Consider the following 15,567-nt stretch of genomic DNA (forward strand, 5'->3'; position numbering starts at 1 on the left):
GTTTAAAAGTTAATTTTAATGTTTTCTTATGAAGAAATAAAACAAATTCGTAATCAATTTCCAATTTTAAAAACAAACGAAACTAATAGCATATATTTTGATAATGCTGCAACTACTCAAAAACCTGTTCAAGTAATAAATACAATAAAAAAGTATTATTGTAATTTTAATTCTAATGTTAACAGAAGTGTTCATTTTTTAGACAACTTTACGAATAATTATTTAGAACTAAGTAGAAAGCAGCTTAAATATTTTATTAATGCGAAATACAGAGAAGAAATAATTTTTACGACTGGAACTACTGAAAGTATAAATTTAATAGCATTTTGTATTTCAAAGTTTATTAAAAAATCAGATGATATTATTATCTCACATTCTGAACATCATTCAAATATAATTCCTTGGCAAGTTTTAAGTCAAAATAATAAGGCAAATTTAAAAGTAATTCCAGTGAACTCAGAAGGAGAATTAAATATTAGAGTTTTTAAGAAATTAATGACAAAAAAAACCAAATTGATTTCTATTAGTCATGTTACTAATACGTTTGGTATTCTTAATCCTATTAATAAAATTATTAAAACGGCTCATAAGCATAATTCTTTAGTTTTAATTGATGGTTCACAAGCAATATCCCATATCACTATTGATGTGCAAAATTTAGATTGTGACTTTTATGTGTTTTCAATACATAAAATGTATGGACCGACTGGTCTAGGTATTTTATATGGTAAAAAAAAAGTCCTTGATAAGTTTCCTCCTTATAAGTGTGGTGGTGGAATGATTGAAAAAGTAAATTTCAAAAAAACTAGATTTTCTGGTCTTCCTTTTAAGCTAGAAGCTGGTACACCAAACATTGCAGGGATTATTGGAACTAATAAAGCTTTACAACTTCTAGTAAATTATTCTATTATAAAAATAAATAGTTATGAAACCAAACTACTAAAATATGCTATTAAAATTTTAAGTAATATTAATGGTATGAAAATTTATTACAATAATTCTAAACTTACAAAAATTTTATCTTTTAATATAGAAAATATACATTCCTTTGACTTGGGAAAATTATTAAATAATTATGGAATAGCTGTTAGAACTGGAACACATTGTGCTCAACCAATCATGGAGTACTTAAAAATTAATGGTACTATTCGTATAAGTTTTGCCATGTACAATACTATTGAAGAAATTGATATATTTTATAAATACTTAATCAAATGTTTAGATATTTTAAGATGACAAAAAAAATTAAACTTTTAAAGTTAATAAATTTAAAAGAATTAGAATTAATACTTAACGTACCAAAAGAAAAACTAAGAACTCGTTGTAGTTCATTAGGGATTAAAGTATCTTGTTCTCAACGATTAGATTATGAATTATTGACTTTAGTTGCTTCAGAGTTTGGATATGAAGTAGAATTGATAGAGAAAGGAATACGCACTAAATCAAGAGATCCAGTTATTATTCTTTTAGGTCACGTTGATCATGGAAAAACTTCTTTATTAGATTACATAAAAAGAAGCCAAGTAAATTATGAAGAATATGGTGGGATTACTCAAAATATAGGTGTGTATAAAGTAAATATTAATAAAAAGAATAGTTTAACATTTATCGATACTCCAGGACATGAAGCTTTTATGGCGATGAGATATAGGGGTACTCAAATAACTGATATCGCAATAATAGTAATAGCAACTGATGAAGACATTATGCCACATACTAATGAAGCAATAAATAATGCACAAGCTGTTGGCATACCAATTATATTTGCTTTTAATAAAATAGATACTAATACTTCAGATCCAGAGAAAATCATGAGAAAATTAGCAGAAAGAAATATTTTAGTTGAAGAATGGGGTGGGGCTTATCAGTCACAAGAAATATCTGCAAAATATGGCATTGGAATAGACAAACTAATAGAAAAAATAATTTTAGAAGCTGAATTATTAAATTTAAAATACTCTAAAGAGAATTTTGCTGTAGGTTCAATCATAGAATCTTCTTTAAATAAAGAAAATGGATACACAGCTACCATAATTATTAAAGATGGAATTTTATTTGTAGGAGATTATATATTAGTTGGAAAAATTTTTGGTAAAGTAATTAAAATCATAGATGAAAGAGGGAATCAACTGAAATATGTTCTCCCTTCACGACCAGTATTAATTTTTGGTCTTAATGGAGCTCCAGCATCTGGAGAGATATTTAATTCTTATAAAACAGAACAAGAATTTAAAAATATTTTTAACAAATTTAAAAAAGAGCAAGAACCATTAATATTAGCTGAACAAGAAAAAATTTCATTCCATAAGCTGGAAGAGCAAGAACAACAAGAACAACTAAACTTAATAATTAAGGCAGACTTAAACGGATCTATAGAAGCTATTACTGAATCTTTAGAAAATAATAACAAAGTAAATTTAATTTCTAAAAGAATAGGGAATATTAATGAATCGGATGTTTTACTAGCATATACTTACAAAGCTATGATAGTTGGTTTTAAAGTTAAAATTTCTGACGAAGCAACAAAATTAGCTACTAAGAATAATATAGTAATTAAATCATATAATCTAATATATAAACTTGAGAACAAGATAAATGAATTCTTTATAACTAGCAAAAATTCAAAGATAAAAGATTTCATTTACGGTAGAGCAAAAGTAACAAATTTTTTTACTCTACGAAAAATTGGGATAGTAGCAGGTTGTCTTGTTTTAGAAGGGAAAATTGTTAGAAACTCCACAATAAAATTAAAAAGAGATGATAAAATTATTTATGTTGGAAAATTGAATTCTTTGAAAAATTTGAAAAAAGATGTCAATATCGTAAAACAAGGGTCTGAATGTGGAATAAATATTAAAAAGTTTAAGAAACTTAAAATCGGAGATATTATAGAATCATATAGAATCATATAATTAATATTTCTTACGCCTTAGTATAATTTAACTTTCCAGTAAATTTATATCATTCTGTAGTTTTCTTTTTAATCTATTTGCTTTATTTTTATGTATTAGTTTTTTTTTTGCTAATTTATCTATTAATGAAGAGGTCAACCTATATTTTTGTTGTGCTAATTTTTTATCTTTTACTGATTTATTCTTTTTCATCGCAGTCTTGGTGGATTTTAAAAAATATTTGTTGGTTTTTGTAATCTTATAATTTTTACGTTTTTCAAATTTCTGTGAAACCATTATTTTTCTTATTATAGCTCATAGGGGAATTGAACCCCTCTTTTCAGAATGAAAATCTGATGTCCTAACCACTAGACGAATGGGCCAGTAATTATTAACAATTCTCAAATATTAGTTTTTTAACCCCATTTAATAAATGTTTTTTGTAACCAACTCCTTTTCTATTTAAAAAAGATTTCACAGTATTAGTTGGTTTTGCCCCTTGTTCTAACCAATATATAGCTTTATCCACATTGACTTCAACAATATATGGTTTTGGAATAGGATTGTAAATTCCTATTTGTTCAATGAATTTACCATCTCTAGGATAATTTGAATTAGCTATTACAATGGAATAAAAAGGTTGTTTTTTTTTTCCTTTTCTTTGTAGGCGTATTCTGAGAGACATAATAATTTTATTAAAGAATAGAAATAAAGTATATAGAAAAAAAAACATTTATATTGTAAAAAACATTTATATTTAATGTTGAAAGATTCGTGGTGTAATGGTAGCACAGCAGATTTTGGTTCTGTTAGTTGGGGTTCAAATCCCTACGAATCTGAGATTTATTTTTAAGGATAATTTATATTCTCTAAATCTTTTTAGTTTCTTTTTAGTTCCTGTAATACAGAGTATTACATTTTTAAAAAGTTTATTTTCTGAAATAATTATATTTTTTTGTATCAGGTAATTTACCAACTTTTTGTATAAACCACGAGTTACTATAACATTGAATTTTTGTTTTATTTGTTTTACGTTTGTACATTTAACTTCTACATTAGTTAATTCTAAATATTTAATAAAATCTTTTATTATTTTTATTTTTTTCGAAACTGAGTCGATCAAAGTAAACTTACAATGATCAAACAATATTGCTAATGGTATTCCTGGTAATCCTCCTCCTGTTCCTGCATCAAGAATTAAAGTATTGTTTATAAATTTTACTATGTTAGCAATACTTATAGAAGATAATAAATGATTAATGAAAAAGTCAGTACTAGATTTGTTTGATATAATATTAATTTTATTTTTCCAATATTTATACATGTTACTTAGCTCTCTTAATTTATAGATTTGATTTGTTGTTATTTTTATTTTACTTAATTTGGGTTTTAGAAATGCATGCATATTATAAACAATTAAATAATATTTATGAATTCTTTCTTGTTATCCAATATAATTAAAAAAGTTAAATCATCTCAAACATTAATAATGGCTGAAAAAGCTAAAAAATTAAAACAATTAGGATATAATGTTAGAAATTTAAGTATTGGAGAACCTGATTTTTCTACTCAGAATTTTGTTTTAAGAGCTGCTACAAAAGCTATAGATGAAGTAATTCTTCATGCTCAGTACTGGGTAAGTTCAATGGTTAAATTTTGTAATGCTAAACCAATAATCCTTTCTTATAATATTGCTTTATTCAAAACTCCATGTAATACAACTGGTTTTGATAATGTTTCTTATTTAGAAGAATTACAAGTAATAGTAAATATTTTGAAAAATAAGAAAAACATAATAATACTTTCATATGATGAGAAAACAGTAACATTAAGTGTAAAAAGTATTCTATTATCTAAATCTTTTTCTCTTACTGGATTGAGCATAGGGTATATGGGTGATGCTGAATGGTTCTCAAAAGCTTGTGTAAAAATTAAATGTAAAAATTATATTGCTCACAAAGCGGCTATATCAGTTGTAGAAACTAGTACAAAAACTTTTATAAAAAAGATTGTTAAGAAATTTAGAGAAAAAAGAAAGTTATTAATAAAACTATTAAAGGAATTTGGTGTACCTGATGGTGCAACTTATTTCTTTAAAAAGAAATTTAATACTAAAGTTTCTATTTCCACTGTGTCAGGATCTGCTTTTGCAACATCTAAAAAAAATATTTTATAAGCATTTATAATAATTAAAATATAAAGTTCTTTTGTATGGCACATCCAAAGAAAAGAAAATCTAAATCTAAAACACTAAAAAGAAGAAATAGCCAAAAGATCAAGATTCTTAACTTATATAAAGAGAAAATTAGTAAAAAAATTCATGTATATCATAGAGGAATTTTAATTGATAAAACTATTTATTATAAAGGGCGAGTCTTTCAAATGAAATGACATAATGCAACTTACTAGTAAGAAAAGTATTTTATTAATAGAAATTTAATCATTTTTTTGATAGTAAATTTTTAGCATAAGTTATTATTTTTTCTTTACTAGGGTACCATATTTTAAGTAAGTTTTTTGCATAAGGAGCAGGAGTATCTTCTAAGGTAATTCTTTTGATTGGAGCATCTAAGTAATCAAAAGCATATTTTTGTACTAAATATGTAATTTCAGAGGAAATAGAACCAAATGGCCAAGCTTCTTCTAGAATAATTAATCTATTAGTTTTTTTCACTGATTTTAGTATTGTTTTATAATCCAATGGTCTTATTGTTTTTAAGTCAATGATTTCAAGATTAATATTTGCTTTTTCTAGTTCTTTACTTGCTTTAAGAGCAAGTTTTAAAATTTTCCCAAAAGAAACCAGCGTTATATCTGAACCAGTTCTTTTTATACTAGCTTTACCTAAAGGCAAATAATATTCTTTATTTGGAATATTCATTTGATCACCATACATTATTTCTGATTCTAAGAAAATGATTACATCATTATCTTTAATAGCTGATTTTAAAAGCCCTTTTGCATCATATGCATTAGATGGAACGACTACTTTTAATCCAGGACAATGAGCATACCAATTTTCTAAAGATTGTGAATGTGTAGCACCTAATTGTCCGGCAAACCCAGTAGGCCCTCTAAATACTATTGGTATTTCCCATTGTCCTCCACTCATTTGGCGTATTTTAGCAGCATTATTTATTATTTGATCTATTGCAACTAAAGAAAAGTTAAAAGTCATAAATTCAATAATTGGACGACACCCATTTAGTGCAGAACCTATTCCTAGTCCTGAAAAACCTAGTTCTGAAATTGGAGTATCTATCACTCTTTTTTTTCCAAATTCTGATAACATACCTTTAGAGGCTTTATATGCTCCATTATATGCTCCAACTTCTTCTCCAATTAAATAAATACTTTTGTCTCTTCTCATTTCTTCACTCATAGCTTCTTTAATTGCTTCTCTAAAACTTATTGTTTTCATTGTTTTCTATTGTAATTTTGTTATATAACTTAATAAGTATTTATTTCTTTAAAAATTGTTTGAATATAAGAAATAAATTAATTTTCGAATTTTAGATGTATGTCTTAGTCTTTTTAAAGTATGTATTTCTATTTGTCTACATCTTTCGCGAGTTAATTTTAATATTTTTGCTATTTCTTCTAATGAATGAGGGTAACATCCGATACCAAAATGAAGTTTAATAATTTGAGCTTCTCTTTCAGGAAGAGTTTTTAAAACAGATTGTATTTCTTCTTTAAGCGAAGAAAATTCTAAATTTTCTTCTGCATTTTCACAATTTTCATTTGTTAAAACTTCATACAAGTTTACTGTTTCTTCTCCTTCACTTAATGGAGCATCTAAAGATGGGATTTTATATGAGTTTAGTATTGCTTCATCTACTTCTTTTTCTGTACATTTTAATGTTTCGCTTATTTCTTTTATAGTGGGTTTTCTTTTTAATTTTTGTTCTAATTTTAATATTAATTTCTTTACTTTATTATAAAATGCTATTTTATTTGTTGGGCAACGTATAACACGAGATTGTTCAGAAATAGCTTGTAAAATAGATTGTCTAATCCACCAAACGCAATATGAAATGCATTTGTATCCTTTTCGTTCATCAAATCTACATATTCCTTTTATTAATCCCAGATTTCCTTCATTGATTAAATCACTAAAACTCAAGCCTTGGTTTTGATATTTTTTCGCTATAGAAACAACAAAACGAAGGTTTGATTTTATTAATAGATCAATACATTTTTTCGCTATTTTTTTTTCATATGGAGTTGCCTTTTCGTGATACCCCCTTCGAATTTTTCTAGCCAAAATTATTTCTTCTTTGTTAGATAATAATTGAATTGTTCCTATTTCATCTAAATATTTTTCAAGAGTTTCTTCATCTAAATTTTGGTATAATTTATTGTTTTGTATTTTGGTAATATTTGTTTTTGTCATTGGTTTTTTTTTTTCTTTAGACATCAGAAGTATTTATTTGAAAAGATCATTTTACCATTTTTATTATCTACTCCCAAATATTTTACGTAGATTATATCTCCAATTTTTAAAAAATATTCTAATCTATCAAATTTCTTGAAATTAATTTCATAAATATGTAATATACTTTCTATACATTTAGAAAATTCAATAAACACCAAAAAATCTTTTATAGATTTAATTTTTGCCTTATATATGTATCCAATTTTAGGAAAAAAAATACTAGATTTTATTAAGATTCCTGCTTTTTTAATTTCTTCATTTTTTTTTCCAATTATTTCAATACGTCCTAAATTATTTTTTTCCTCGATAAAAATACTTGTATTAGTTTCATTTTGAATTTCATGAATTTGTTTTCCACCAGTACCTATAACAGAGCCTATAAAGTATTTAGGTATAGTGAAAGCATAAATTTTTGGAGAATGAGGTTTAAGAAATTGTCTATGGTTTGGTATGGTTTTTAACATTTTTCTTAAAATAAATAATCTACCAATTTTAGCCTTAACAAGTATTTTTGCTAAAATTTCAATATTCAAACATTCAACTTTAACATCCATTTGACATGCAGTAATTCCTAGGTTAGTCCCTGCTATTTTAAAATCCAGATCTCCCAAAGAATCTTCTTCTCCTAATATATCTGAGAGCACAATTTTTTCTCCAGTTGATTTCTTGAGAATTAAGCCGACAGAAAGTCCTGCGACAGGTCTGAGAATAGGTATTCCAGCATCCATCAATGCTAAAGTACTAGCGCAGACAGTTGCCATAGAAGAAGAACCATTAGATTCTAATACATCTGCTACTATTCTTATAGTATATGGATTATTATTTGGAATGATATTCTTTAAAGCTCTTTTAGCTAAATTACCATGTCCTATTTCTCTACGTGATATCCCTCTAACTAGTCTTATTTCTCCAGTAGAAAAAGGGTTAAAATTATAGTGTAAATAAAATTTTTGTTTATCTTGCTCAATTACAGAATCTATTTTCTTAACATCTGAATAAGACCCTAGAGTAAGAGTAGATAAAGCTTGTGTCTCACCTCTGGTAAATAAGGCTGACCCATGAACGACAGGTAAAAAATCAACCTTACACCAAATATCTCTTATTTTATTAAATTTCCGGCCATCTAGCCTTTTGTTTGTTTTAAACATTATGTCAATAATAATTTTATTTTTTAATTCGTTGTAAGAATTTTTTATTTCATTTTCATTTTCTAAACTTATTTTTTCACTGCATTGATGCATTTTGTTTTTAACTTGTTTTAATAAGTTTTCTAATTTTTCGCTTCTTTTTGATTTACTATAAGAATTAAGAAAAATTTTTTTTATTCTTTTTGTTAGAAATTTAATAATTTTCTTATTAAAGATATTTTTATTTTGTATTGAGTTAATTCTTTTATTTGTTTTAATTTTAATTTGTTTTCTTAATCTTTTTTGGGCTGATATTTGAGATTTAATATGTTTGTGAGCATATTTTATAGCTTTTATAAGTTCCAATTCAGATATTTCTTTCATTTCTCCTTCTATCATAAGAATTGAACTGTTCGACCCACCTATAATCAACTCAAAATTGGATGTTTTAAGTTGTTCTATTCCAGGATTTAATATAAAAGAATTATTTATTCTAATTATTCTTACGATTGCAACAGGTTTTTTAAAAGGAATTTCAGAAATATATAATGCAGAAGAAGCTGCTAGGCCTGCTAAAACATCTGGTAATATCCTTTTATCATAAGATAAAAGAGAAATCAGGATTTGAATATCTTTGTATAAGTCTTTTGGAAAAATTGGTCGTAATACACGATCGATTAGTCTCATCGTCATTATTTCTTCTTCTGTGTGACGGCCTTCTCTTTTAAGATATCCACCCGGAATTTTCCCTATCGCAGAATATTTTTCTCTATAATCTATTGTAAGTGGTATAAAATTTACACCTTCTTTTTCTTCTTTTGAAATGACGACTGTAGCCAATAAAATTGTATTTCCCATTCTTATTAGAATTGAGCCATCAGCTTGTTTTGCTAATTGGCCAGTTTCAAGAGTTATATATTTTCCATCATTTAAAAATATGGTTTCTTTTATTAATTTTTTTCTCATATTTGATCTTTATTTTAGCAATAATTTAAGAAGTTTTTTTTTGTTACTAACTTTTTTAAGTAAAAATCTATAAGTATTATAATCATGTTTATTGTGTTTTAAATGATTCGTCATTTTTTTTATCTTTTTATTTAAGTAGAATAGTTGTGCTATATTTGAACCAGTATCTAATTTGAGATTATTTGTTTTTAAGAACATTTCTGATATTTTCAATCAATATAAGTTTTAAATAAACAGAAAAGAAAAATTTCATTCGCTATATATTATTTGAAACTTTTAAAAGTCAAATGAAAAAAGGAATACATCCAAAAAATTATAGAGTTGTAGTATTTCAAGATATAGCAAGCCAAAATCAAATATTTTGTAAATCCACAGTAGAAACTAAATATGTTATAAAAATTAAAAATAAAGTTTATCCTTTATTTAAAATGGATGTTTCGAGCTTATCGCATCCAACTTATATTGGTAAACTAAAATATCTGAATAAAGCTGGTAGAATAGAAAAGTTTCATTCTAGATATAAGGTGGTTCAAAGATAAAAAGAAAAAATGCAGAATATTTGAATTTAATCATAAAACTTATCGAATAAATTACGTTCATATTTTAATTTACCAACTAGAGCAATCATAGCAGCATTATCAGTTGAAAATTCACTTTTTGGGAAAAAAGTTTTCCAGTTATTTTCTATAGATTTTTCGCTAAAAAATTTTTGTAATCCAATATTTGATGAAATACCTCCAGAAAAAACTATATTTTTTATTCCAGTTTTTTGAACAGTTTTATTTAATTTATCAAATAATATTTCAAAAACAGTATCTTGAAAAGAAGCACAGATATCATTAATATTTTGTGAAACAAACTCGCTATTGTTTTTAATTTTCTTATTCAAAAAATATAACAACTTAGTCTGTAAACCACTAAAACTAAAATTTAAATTTTTTACTTTAGGTTTATTAAAACAAAATTTTTTAGAATTGCCTAATTGAGCATATTTCTCTATAATTCTACCCCATGGGTATTGAAATCCAAGTACTTTAGCAATATTATCAAATAGATTTCCTAAAGAAATATCGTTAGAGCTTCCTAAAATTTTCATTTCTAAAAAATCTTTTACTTTTATTATATTAGTATGTCCACCACTGATAGATAAAGAAATAAAGGGAAAATTAGGGTTAGTAGAATGTACTCCTTCCAGAAAATTAGCTAGAATATGGGCTTGAATATGATTTACAGAAATTAAAGGAATTTTCCAACACATAGCTAAGGATTTTGCAAAAGCACTGCCAACTAATAAAGAACCTATTAGGCCTGGGAATTTAGTAAACGCAATAGCATTAATAGCGTTAGTTGTAATTTTGGCTTTTAAGATTGCATTCTTAACTACATAAACTATATGCTTAAGATGTAAAATGGATGCTAATTCAGGTACCACTCCACCAAATTTTTTATGAATTTGTTGAGTCCTTACAATATTTGATAACACTGTGTTATTCTTTATAATGGCAGCACAAGTATCATCACAAGATGTATCTATACCTAAAATAATTAAATTCTTTTTTTTCATGTATTTTAAAAATGTTATAAATTAAAAAAAAAGCAAGTGTTATTATGCCTACAATTCAACAATTAATAAAAAAGGGTAGAAAACAAATAAAAAAAACAAGTAAATCTTTAGCCTTAAATAACTGTCCACAACGCAGAGGCATATGTCTTAGAGTATACACAACTACTCCTAAAAAACCTAATTCTGCGATGAGAAAAGTAGCAAGGGTACGGATAAGCAATGGAAAAGAAGTAAACGCTTATATACCTGGTGAAGGACATAATCTTCAAGAACATTCAATAGTTTTGATAAGGGGAGGTCGAGTAAAGGATTTACCAGGGGTACGTTATCATATCATTAGAGGAGCTTTGGATACTTTAGGAGTTAAAGACAGAAAGAAATCCCGTTCAAAATATGGAACAAAACAGAAAAGTAAATAATTATGAGAAAATTAAAAAAAAAACAAAGAATATACGAACCAGATAAAAAATTTAAAGAACCATTAGTTACAAGATTTGTTAATCATTTAATGAAACATGGAAAAAAAAAATTAGCATATAGCATATTTTCTAATTTTATAGATGAATTAGAAAAGATCTATAAGAAGAATAATAATAAAAATAAAAAAGGCATAACAATTTGGAATAAAGCTTTAGCAAATGTTACTCCACAAATAGATATAAAAAGTAGACGAATAGGGGGGACAAAAATAAATATCCCAATTATTATACCAAAAAACTTACAATTAACTAAAGCTATTAAGTTACTTATTAATAGTTCTAAAGAAAGAAAAGAAAAAGCAATGTATAAGAAATTAGCAGTAGAAACATTAGCAGCTTACCAAAAAGAAGGAAGAGCAATAAAAAAAAAAGAGAATATTCATAAATTAGCTGAATCAAATAAAGCATTTTCACATATTAAATTTTAACAATAAATTTGAATGGTAAGCAAGTTAAAATATACAAGAAATATTGGATTCGCAGCTCATATTGATGCTGGTAAAACTACTACGACCGAAAGAATATTATTCTATACTGGAATAAATCATAAACTTGGAGAAGTTCATGAAGGTACAGCTACTATGGATTGGATGGAACAAGAACAAGAACGAGGAATTACCATAACTTCAGCTGCTACACGTTGTGAATGGCAAAATAATGATAAAATATATAAAATTAACATTATAGATACACCAGGTCATGTAGATTTTACTGTGGAAGTTGAAAGATCGTTAAGAATATTAGATGGCTTGGTGATTTTATTTAGTGCAGTTGATGGTGTGGAACCACAATCAGAAAATATTTGGTTACAAGCTGACAAATATAAAGTTCCAAGAATTTGTTTTATTAATAAAATGGATCGTAAAGGTGCTAGTTTTTTTGAAGTTTGTGATCAAATAGAAAAAGTACTCGAAACTAATTGTTTGATATTACAAATCCCCATTGGCAAAGAGGAAAGTTTTCAAGGAATCGTAGATATAATTTCTAAGAAAGCATTCATATGGAATGAAATTGACTTTGGCAGAACATTAAAACAAATACCTATTCCTTCGAATTTAATAAAAATGACTGAAGAGTATAGAAAAAAAATGATAGAAAGGTTAGCTGAGTATGATTGTAACCTTTTTGATAAATATTTTGATTCAAAAAACAAAATAACTGAAGAGGATATAAGAAATACTATAAAAAAACATACATTAAAACTGGAAATAACTCCTGTTATTTGTGGTTCAGCTTTCAAAAATAAAGGAGTACAATATATTTTGGATGCAATATGCAGATTTCTCCCCTCACCACTGGAAAGTAAAAAGATATACGGTTATAGTGTTAATGAAAAAAAAAAAATAAATATTATTCCAAAGAGTAAAAAACCTTTTTCAGCTTTAGCTTTTAAAATTTCTTCTGATCCTTTTGTTGGAAAATTGACTTTTTTTCGAGTATATTCAGGAAAAATAAAATCTGGATCTTATGTTTTAAACAGTAGAACCAATACTAAAGAAAGAATTTCAAGAATTTATCAAATGCATGCTAATAAACAAAATCCTATTAGTTTCATTAAAACTGGTGATATTGGTGCAGCAGTAGGGCTTAAAAATATTCAAACTGGAGATACTCTCTGTGATATGAATTATCCAATTTGTTTAGAAAAGATCTGGTTACCAGATCCAGTTATTGGGTTAGCAATTGAGCCTAAATACAAATCAGATATAGATAAAATGAGTCTTGCGCTCTCAAAATTAATAGTAGAAGATCCATCAGTACAAATTCGTAATGATAAAAACACGGGACAAACAATAATTTCAGGAATGGGTGAGTTACATTTAGAGATTATTATTGATAGAATGAAAAGAGAATTTAACGTTGAAGTTAATAAAGGTAAGCCACAAGTTGAATATAAAGAAATATTAACCAAAAAGGTTATTCACAGAGAAATATATAAGAAACAAACTGGTGGAAAAGGGAAATATGCAGATATTATATTTAAGATTGAACCAATCAAAAAAGAATACCAAGGTTTAAAATTTGTAAATAAAGTGAAAGGAGGAAATATTCCAACAGAATTTATTCCTTCAATAGAAAAGGGATTTAAAGAATCTTTAAAAAATGGTCCTTTAGCAGGATACGAAATAGAAAAAGCTAAAATTATTTTGCTTGATGGATCATACCATACAGTAGATTCTGATCAATTATCTTTCGAATTAGTTAGTAAAATAGGGTTTAAAAATGCAGCGAAAAAAGCGAAGCCATATCTTTTAGAACCTTTTATGAAGGTGGAAGTTTTTACTCATCAAAAATATCTTGGTATTATTGTTGGTGATATTAATCGTAGGAGAGGTGTAATTCAAGGAATGGAAGATAAGCGAAAAAATTTAAAACTTATTAAGGCAATAATACCACTATCTGAAATGTTTGGGTACGTGACTTCTTTACGTACTTTATCTTCTGGAAGAGCCACATCAATAATGATGTTTTCTCATTATCAGAAAGCTCCTGAAATGGTTTGTAAAAAAATAATATATAAATAAAGAAATATGTTGAATTATAAAATTAAAATAAAAGCATTTTACGGGTTTGTATTAAACATATCAGTCATACAAATAATGAATTACATTTCAAAGAACAATATAAAAGGAAATGGACCAATTCATTTACCAACTAAAAAAAAAATATATACAATATTAAGATCTCCACATGTGCATAAAAAATCCAGAGAACAATTTAAATTGTACATCCATCAAAGATTTTTCTTTGTATATAATGTAAAATACAATGTTTTAAAAAAAATTTATATCCCTAGTTGTGTGAAATTAGAAATAACCAAAATATGTTAGGGCTAATTGGCAAGAAGATATGTATGACTAGTTATTTTAACGAATTAGGTTACTGTATACCCTGTACAGTAATAAAAGCTGGACCTTGTACAGTATTACAAAAAAAGAGTATAAAACAAGATGGATATTCTTCTATTCAACTAGGGTATGAAGAAAAAAAAAAGAAAAATACTAATAAACCTTTAGTAGGCCATTTTAAGAAATTTAACTCATCTCCGAAGAAAAGAATATTTGAATTTGCAGGAAATTTTTTAAATGCTCCAGGAGATGTAATAAAAGTAGATTTATTTCAAGAAAATGATAACGTAGACATAGTAGGAATAGCTAAAGGGAAAGGCTTTCAAGGAGTTGTAAAACGTCATGGATTTTCCGGAGTTGGCGAAAAAACACATGGTCAACATAATCGTTCTCGTGCACCTGGTTCTATTGGTGCAGGTTCTGATCCATCAAGAGTTTTTAAGGGTACTAGAATGGCAGGTAGAATGGGTGGAAAAAGAATAACAATAAAAAATTTAAAGATATTAAAAATATATCTTACTAGAAATTTAGTACTAGTAAAAGGGGCAATACCAGGTCCAACAAATTCTTATTTATTAATAAAAAAAACTTGTTTTAAAAATGGTACTAGAAATTTTGAATAAAAATGGTTTAAAAACTGGAAGAAAAATAATATTTAATGAGAATTTGCTTGAAAAGAATATAAATCTAATAACTAAAAACCATATAATTTATTTAGAAATTAAAAGATTTTTAGCAGCTCAAAGACAAGGAAGTCATAAAACTAAAGGAAGAAGTCAGATTAAAGGAAGTAATAAAAAAATTCAGAACCAAAAAGGAAGTGGGAATGCAAGAAAAGGAGATATAAAAAATCCTTTATTTGTTGGCGGTGGTAGAATTTTTGGTCCTGTTAAAAGAAAGTATAATTTAAAATTAAATAAAAAGATTAAAAAGATTGCTAGAAAAATTTTATTTTCTGAAAAACTAAGAAATAAAAAAATTAAACTTATTGAAGATTTTCTCTTAAAATATATTTCAACTAAAAAAATAATAAAAATATTAATAAAAATAAAAAGTTTTAAAAAAAAAATCTTAATTATTACTAATAAAATCGATAAAAATCTATATTTTTCTTGTAGAAACTTGAAACATGTAAAAATTATAAATATAAGAAATGGAATAAACAGTTATGATATAGCCAAAGCTTATTACTTGATAATTAAAGAAAATTCAGTAACAGATTTAGAAAATATGTTAACTAAGAAATAAAAAAA

At 26.0% G+C, this 15,567-nt stretch carries 19 protein-coding genes and 2 tRNA genes; 12 read left to right on the top strand and 9 right to left on the bottom strand.

Annotated features, from left to right (window positions below; all coding sequences use genetic code 11):
- Nucleotides 1–18 precede the first annotated feature (18 nt).
- Nucleotides 19–1,236, top strand: coding sequence for a SufS family cysteine desulfurase (locus tag ONB78_RS00150; protein ID WP_274096013.1), 1,218 nt, complete (start codon nt 19–21; stop codon nt 1,234–1,236).
- Nucleotides 1,233–2,912, top strand: a complete 1,680-nt coding sequence (gene infB, locus ONB78_RS00155) for a translation initiation factor IF-2 (RefSeq protein ID WP_274096014.1) — start codon at nt 1,233–1,235, stop codon at nt 2,910–2,912. The genes ONB78_RS00150 and infB overlap by 4 nt, the downstream gene beginning before the upstream one ends.
- Before the next feature lie 27 nt (nt 2,913–2,939).
- Here the strand turns inward: infB and rpsT are convergent, their stop codons facing one another.
- From rpsT to rpsP, 3 genes are all read right to left on the bottom strand, one after another.
- Nucleotides 2,940–3,188: a 30S ribosomal protein S20 gene (gene rpsT, locus ONB78_RS00160; protein WP_274096015.1), complete on the bottom strand. Its 249-nt coding sequence runs from the start codon at nt 3,186–3,188 to the stop codon at nt 2,940–2,942.
- Between the two features lie 14 nt (nt 3,189–3,202).
- Nucleotides 3,203–3,274: transfer RNA gene (locus ONB78_RS00165), tRNA-Glu, on the bottom strand.
- Nucleotides 3,275–3,282: 8 nt separating this feature from the next.
- The gene (gene rpsP / locus ONB78_RS00170; RefSeq protein WP_158380384.1) at nt 3,283–3,576 is read right to left on the bottom strand and encodes a 30S ribosomal protein S16; all 294 of its coding nucleotides are present in this window, start codon (nt 3,574–3,576) and stop codon (nt 3,283–3,285) included.
- Between the two features lie 83 nt (nt 3,577–3,659).
- On the opposite strand from rpsP, the gene ONB78_RS00175 reads away from it, so the two are divergent.
- Nucleotides 3,660–3,730, top strand: a tRNA-Gln gene (locus tag ONB78_RS00175).
- Here the strand turns inward: ONB78_RS00175 and ONB78_RS00180 are convergent.
- Nucleotides 3,712–4,296 carry an RsmG family class I SAM-dependent methyltransferase gene (locus ONB78_RS00180; RefSeq protein ID WP_274096016.1) on the bottom strand — a complete coding sequence of 195 codons (585 nt, stop codon included), beginning with the start codon at nt 4,294–4,296 and terminating at the stop codon, nt 3,712–3,714. The genes ONB78_RS00175 and ONB78_RS00180 overlap by 19 nt on opposite strands.
- Before the next feature lie 24 nt (nt 4,297–4,320).
- Here ONB78_RS00180 and ONB78_RS00185 point away from each other — a divergent pair, with 24 nt between their 5' ends.
- Both ONB78_RS00185 and rpmF read left to right on the top strand, forming a co-directional pair.
- Nucleotides 4,321–5,067, top strand: coding sequence for a PLP-dependent aminotransferase family protein (locus ONB78_RS00185; RefSeq protein WP_274096018.1), 747 nt, complete (start codon nt 4,321–4,323; stop codon nt 5,065–5,067).
- A gap of 35 nt (nt 5,068–5,102) precedes the next feature.
- The gene (gene rpmF / locus ONB78_RS00190) at nt 5,103–5,282 is read left to right on the top strand and encodes a 50S ribosomal protein L32 (protein ID WP_158380382.1); all 180 of its coding nucleotides are present in this window, start codon (nt 5,103–5,105) and stop codon (nt 5,280–5,282) included.
- 49 nt (nt 5,283–5,331) lie between these two features.
- Here rpmF and ONB78_RS00195 read toward each other — a convergent pair whose 3' ends face one another.
- Genes ONB78_RS00195 through ONB78_RS00210 form a run of 4 tightly spaced genes read right to left on the bottom strand, consistent with a single transcriptional unit; the run spans nt 5,332 to nt 9,635 of the window.
- On the bottom strand, nt 5,332–6,312 hold the full coding sequence (locus ONB78_RS00195) for a pyruvate dehydrogenase complex E1 component subunit beta (RefSeq protein WP_274096020.1): 981 nt from the start codon (nt 6,310–6,312) through the stop codon (nt 5,332–5,334).
- Between the two features lie 48 nt (nt 6,313–6,360).
- The gene (locus tag ONB78_RS00200; protein WP_420720524.1) at nt 6,361–7,311 is read right to left on the bottom strand and encodes a sigma-70 family RNA polymerase sigma factor; all 951 of its coding nucleotides are present in this window, start codon (nt 7,309–7,311) and stop codon (nt 6,361–6,363) included.
- Complete coding sequence (locus ONB78_RS00205) at nt 7,311–9,422, bottom strand: polyribonucleotide nucleotidyltransferase (RefSeq protein WP_274096022.1); 2,112 nt, start codon at nt 9,420–9,422, stop codon at nt 7,311–7,313. Before ONB78_RS00205 ends, ONB78_RS00200 begins: the two co-directional genes overlap by 1 nt.
- Before the next feature lie 9 nt (nt 9,423–9,431).
- Complete coding sequence (locus ONB78_RS00210; protein ID WP_274096024.1) at nt 9,432–9,635, bottom strand: 30S ribosomal protein S15; 204 nt, start codon at nt 9,633–9,635, stop codon at nt 9,432–9,434.
- A gap of 74 nt (nt 9,636–9,709) precedes the next feature.
- On the opposite strand from ONB78_RS00210, the gene ONB78_RS00215 reads away from it, so the two are divergent.
- Complete coding sequence (locus tag ONB78_RS00215) at nt 9,710–9,961, top strand: type B 50S ribosomal protein L31 (protein ID WP_274096025.1); 252 nt, start codon at nt 9,710–9,712, stop codon at nt 9,959–9,961.
- 26 nt (nt 9,962–9,987) lie between these two features.
- Here the strand turns inward: ONB78_RS00215 and tsaD are convergent, their stop codons facing one another.
- Complete coding sequence (gene tsaD, locus ONB78_RS00220) at nt 9,988–10,986, bottom strand: tRNA (adenosine(37)-N6)-threonylcarbamoyltransferase complex transferase subunit TsaD (protein ID WP_274096026.1); 999 nt, start codon at nt 10,984–10,986, stop codon at nt 9,988–9,990.
- A gap of 44 nt (nt 10,987–11,030) precedes the next feature.
- Here tsaD and rpsL point away from each other — a divergent pair, with 44 nt between their 5' ends.
- Genes rpsL through rplD form a run of 6 tightly spaced genes read left to right on the top strand, consistent with a single transcriptional unit; the run spans nt 11,031 to nt 15,562 of the window.
- Nucleotides 11,031–11,405: a 30S ribosomal protein S12 gene (gene rpsL / locus ONB78_RS00225; RefSeq protein WP_274096027.1), complete on the top strand. Its 375-nt coding sequence runs from the start codon at nt 11,031–11,033 to the stop codon at nt 11,403–11,405.
- A 2-nt stretch (nt 11,406–11,407) separates the two neighbouring features.
- On the top strand, nt 11,408–11,893 hold the full coding sequence (gene rpsG / locus ONB78_RS00230; protein WP_274096028.1) for a 30S ribosomal protein S7: 486 nt from the start codon (nt 11,408–11,410) through the stop codon (nt 11,891–11,893).
- 12 nt (nt 11,894–11,905) lie between these two features.
- Nucleotides 11,906–13,990 carry an elongation factor G gene (gene fusA / locus ONB78_RS00235; protein ID WP_274096030.1) on the top strand — a complete coding sequence of 695 codons (2,085 nt, stop codon included), beginning with the start codon at nt 11,906–11,908 and terminating at the stop codon, nt 13,988–13,990.
- Nucleotides 13,991–13,996: 6 nt separating this feature from the next.
- Nucleotides 13,997–14,296: a 30S ribosomal protein S10 gene (rpsJ, locus tag ONB78_RS00240; protein WP_274096031.1), complete on the top strand. Its 300-nt coding sequence runs from the start codon at nt 13,997–13,999 to the stop codon at nt 14,294–14,296.
- Nucleotides 14,290–14,937 carry a 50S ribosomal protein L3 gene (rplC, locus tag ONB78_RS00245; RefSeq protein ID WP_274096032.1) on the top strand — a complete coding sequence of 216 codons (648 nt, stop codon included), beginning with the start codon at nt 14,290–14,292 and terminating at the stop codon, nt 14,935–14,937. Before rpsJ ends, rplC begins: the two co-directional genes overlap by 7 nt.
- Nucleotides 14,915–15,562: a 50S ribosomal protein L4 gene (gene rplD / locus ONB78_RS00250; RefSeq protein WP_274096033.1), complete on the top strand. Its 648-nt coding sequence runs from the start codon at nt 14,915–14,917 to the stop codon at nt 15,560–15,562. The genes rplC and rplD overlap by 23 nt, the downstream gene beginning before the upstream one ends.
- Nucleotides 15,563–15,567 lie beyond the last annotated feature (5 nt).

This window comes from Candidatus Karelsulcia muelleri (genome assembly GCF_028673255.1).
In the GTDB taxonomy this organism is placed as follows: Bacteria; Bacteroidota; Bacteroidia; order Flavobacteriales; family Blattabacteriaceae; genus Karelsulcia; species Karelsulcia muelleri_D.

Coding starts and splice junctions, on each gene's coding strand:
- ONB78_RS00150 (WP_274096013.1), top strand. CDS start 19: ATGTTTTCTTATGAAGAAATAAAACAAATTCGTAATCAATTTCCAATT.
- infB (WP_274096014.1), top strand. CDS start 1,233: ATGACAAAAAAAATTAAACTTTTAAAGTTAATAAATTTAAAAGAATTA.
- rpsT (WP_274096015.1), bottom strand. CDS start 3,188: ATGGTTTCACAGAAATTTGAAAAACGTAAAAATTATAAGATTACAAAA.
- rpsP (WP_158380384.1), bottom strand. CDS start 3,576: ATGTCTCTCAGAATACGCCTACAAAGAAAAGGAAAAAAAAAACAACCT.
- ONB78_RS00180 (WP_274096016.1), bottom strand. CDS start 4,296: ATGCATGCATTTCTAAAACCCAAATTAAGTAAAATAAAAATAACAACA.
- ONB78_RS00185 (WP_274096018.1), top strand. CDS start 4,321: ATGAATTCTTTCTTGTTATCCAATATAATTAAAAAAGTTAAATCATCT.
- rpmF (WP_158380382.1), top strand. CDS start 5,103: ATGGCACATCCAAAGAAAAGAAAATCTAAATCTAAAACACTAAAAAGA.
- ONB78_RS00195 (WP_274096020.1), bottom strand. CDS start 6,312: ATGAAAACAATAAGTTTTAGAGAAGCAATTAAAGAAGCTATGAGTGAA.
- ONB78_RS00200 (WP_420720524.1), bottom strand. CDS start 7,311: ATGTCTAAAGAAAAAAAAAAACCAATGACAAAAACAAATATTACCAAA.
- ONB78_RS00205 (WP_274096022.1), bottom strand. CDS start 9,422: ATGAGAAAAAAATTAATAAAAGAAACCATATTTTTAAATGATGGAAAA.
- ONB78_RS00215 (WP_274096025.1), top strand. CDS start 9,710: ATGAAAAAAGGAATACATCCAAAAAATTATAGAGTTGTAGTATTTCAA.
- tsaD (WP_274096026.1), bottom strand. CDS start 10,986: ATGAAAAAAAAGAATTTAATTATTTTAGGTATAGATACATCTTGTGAT.
- rpsL (WP_274096027.1), top strand. CDS start 11,031: ATGCCTACAATTCAACAATTAATAAAAAAGGGTAGAAAACAAATAAAA.
- rpsG (WP_274096028.1), top strand. CDS start 11,408: ATGAGAAAATTAAAAAAAAAACAAAGAATATACGAACCAGATAAAAAA.
- fusA (WP_274096030.1), top strand. CDS start 11,906: ATGGTAAGCAAGTTAAAATATACAAGAAATATTGGATTCGCAGCTCAT.
- rpsJ (WP_274096031.1), top strand. CDS start 13,997: ATGTTGAATTATAAAATTAAAATAAAAGCATTTTACGGGTTTGTATTA.
- rplC (WP_274096032.1), top strand. CDS start 14,290: ATGTTAGGGCTAATTGGCAAGAAGATATGTATGACTAGTTATTTTAAC.
- rplD (WP_274096033.1), top strand. CDS start 14,915: ATGGTACTAGAAATTTTGAATAAAAATGGTTTAAAAACTGGAAGAAAA.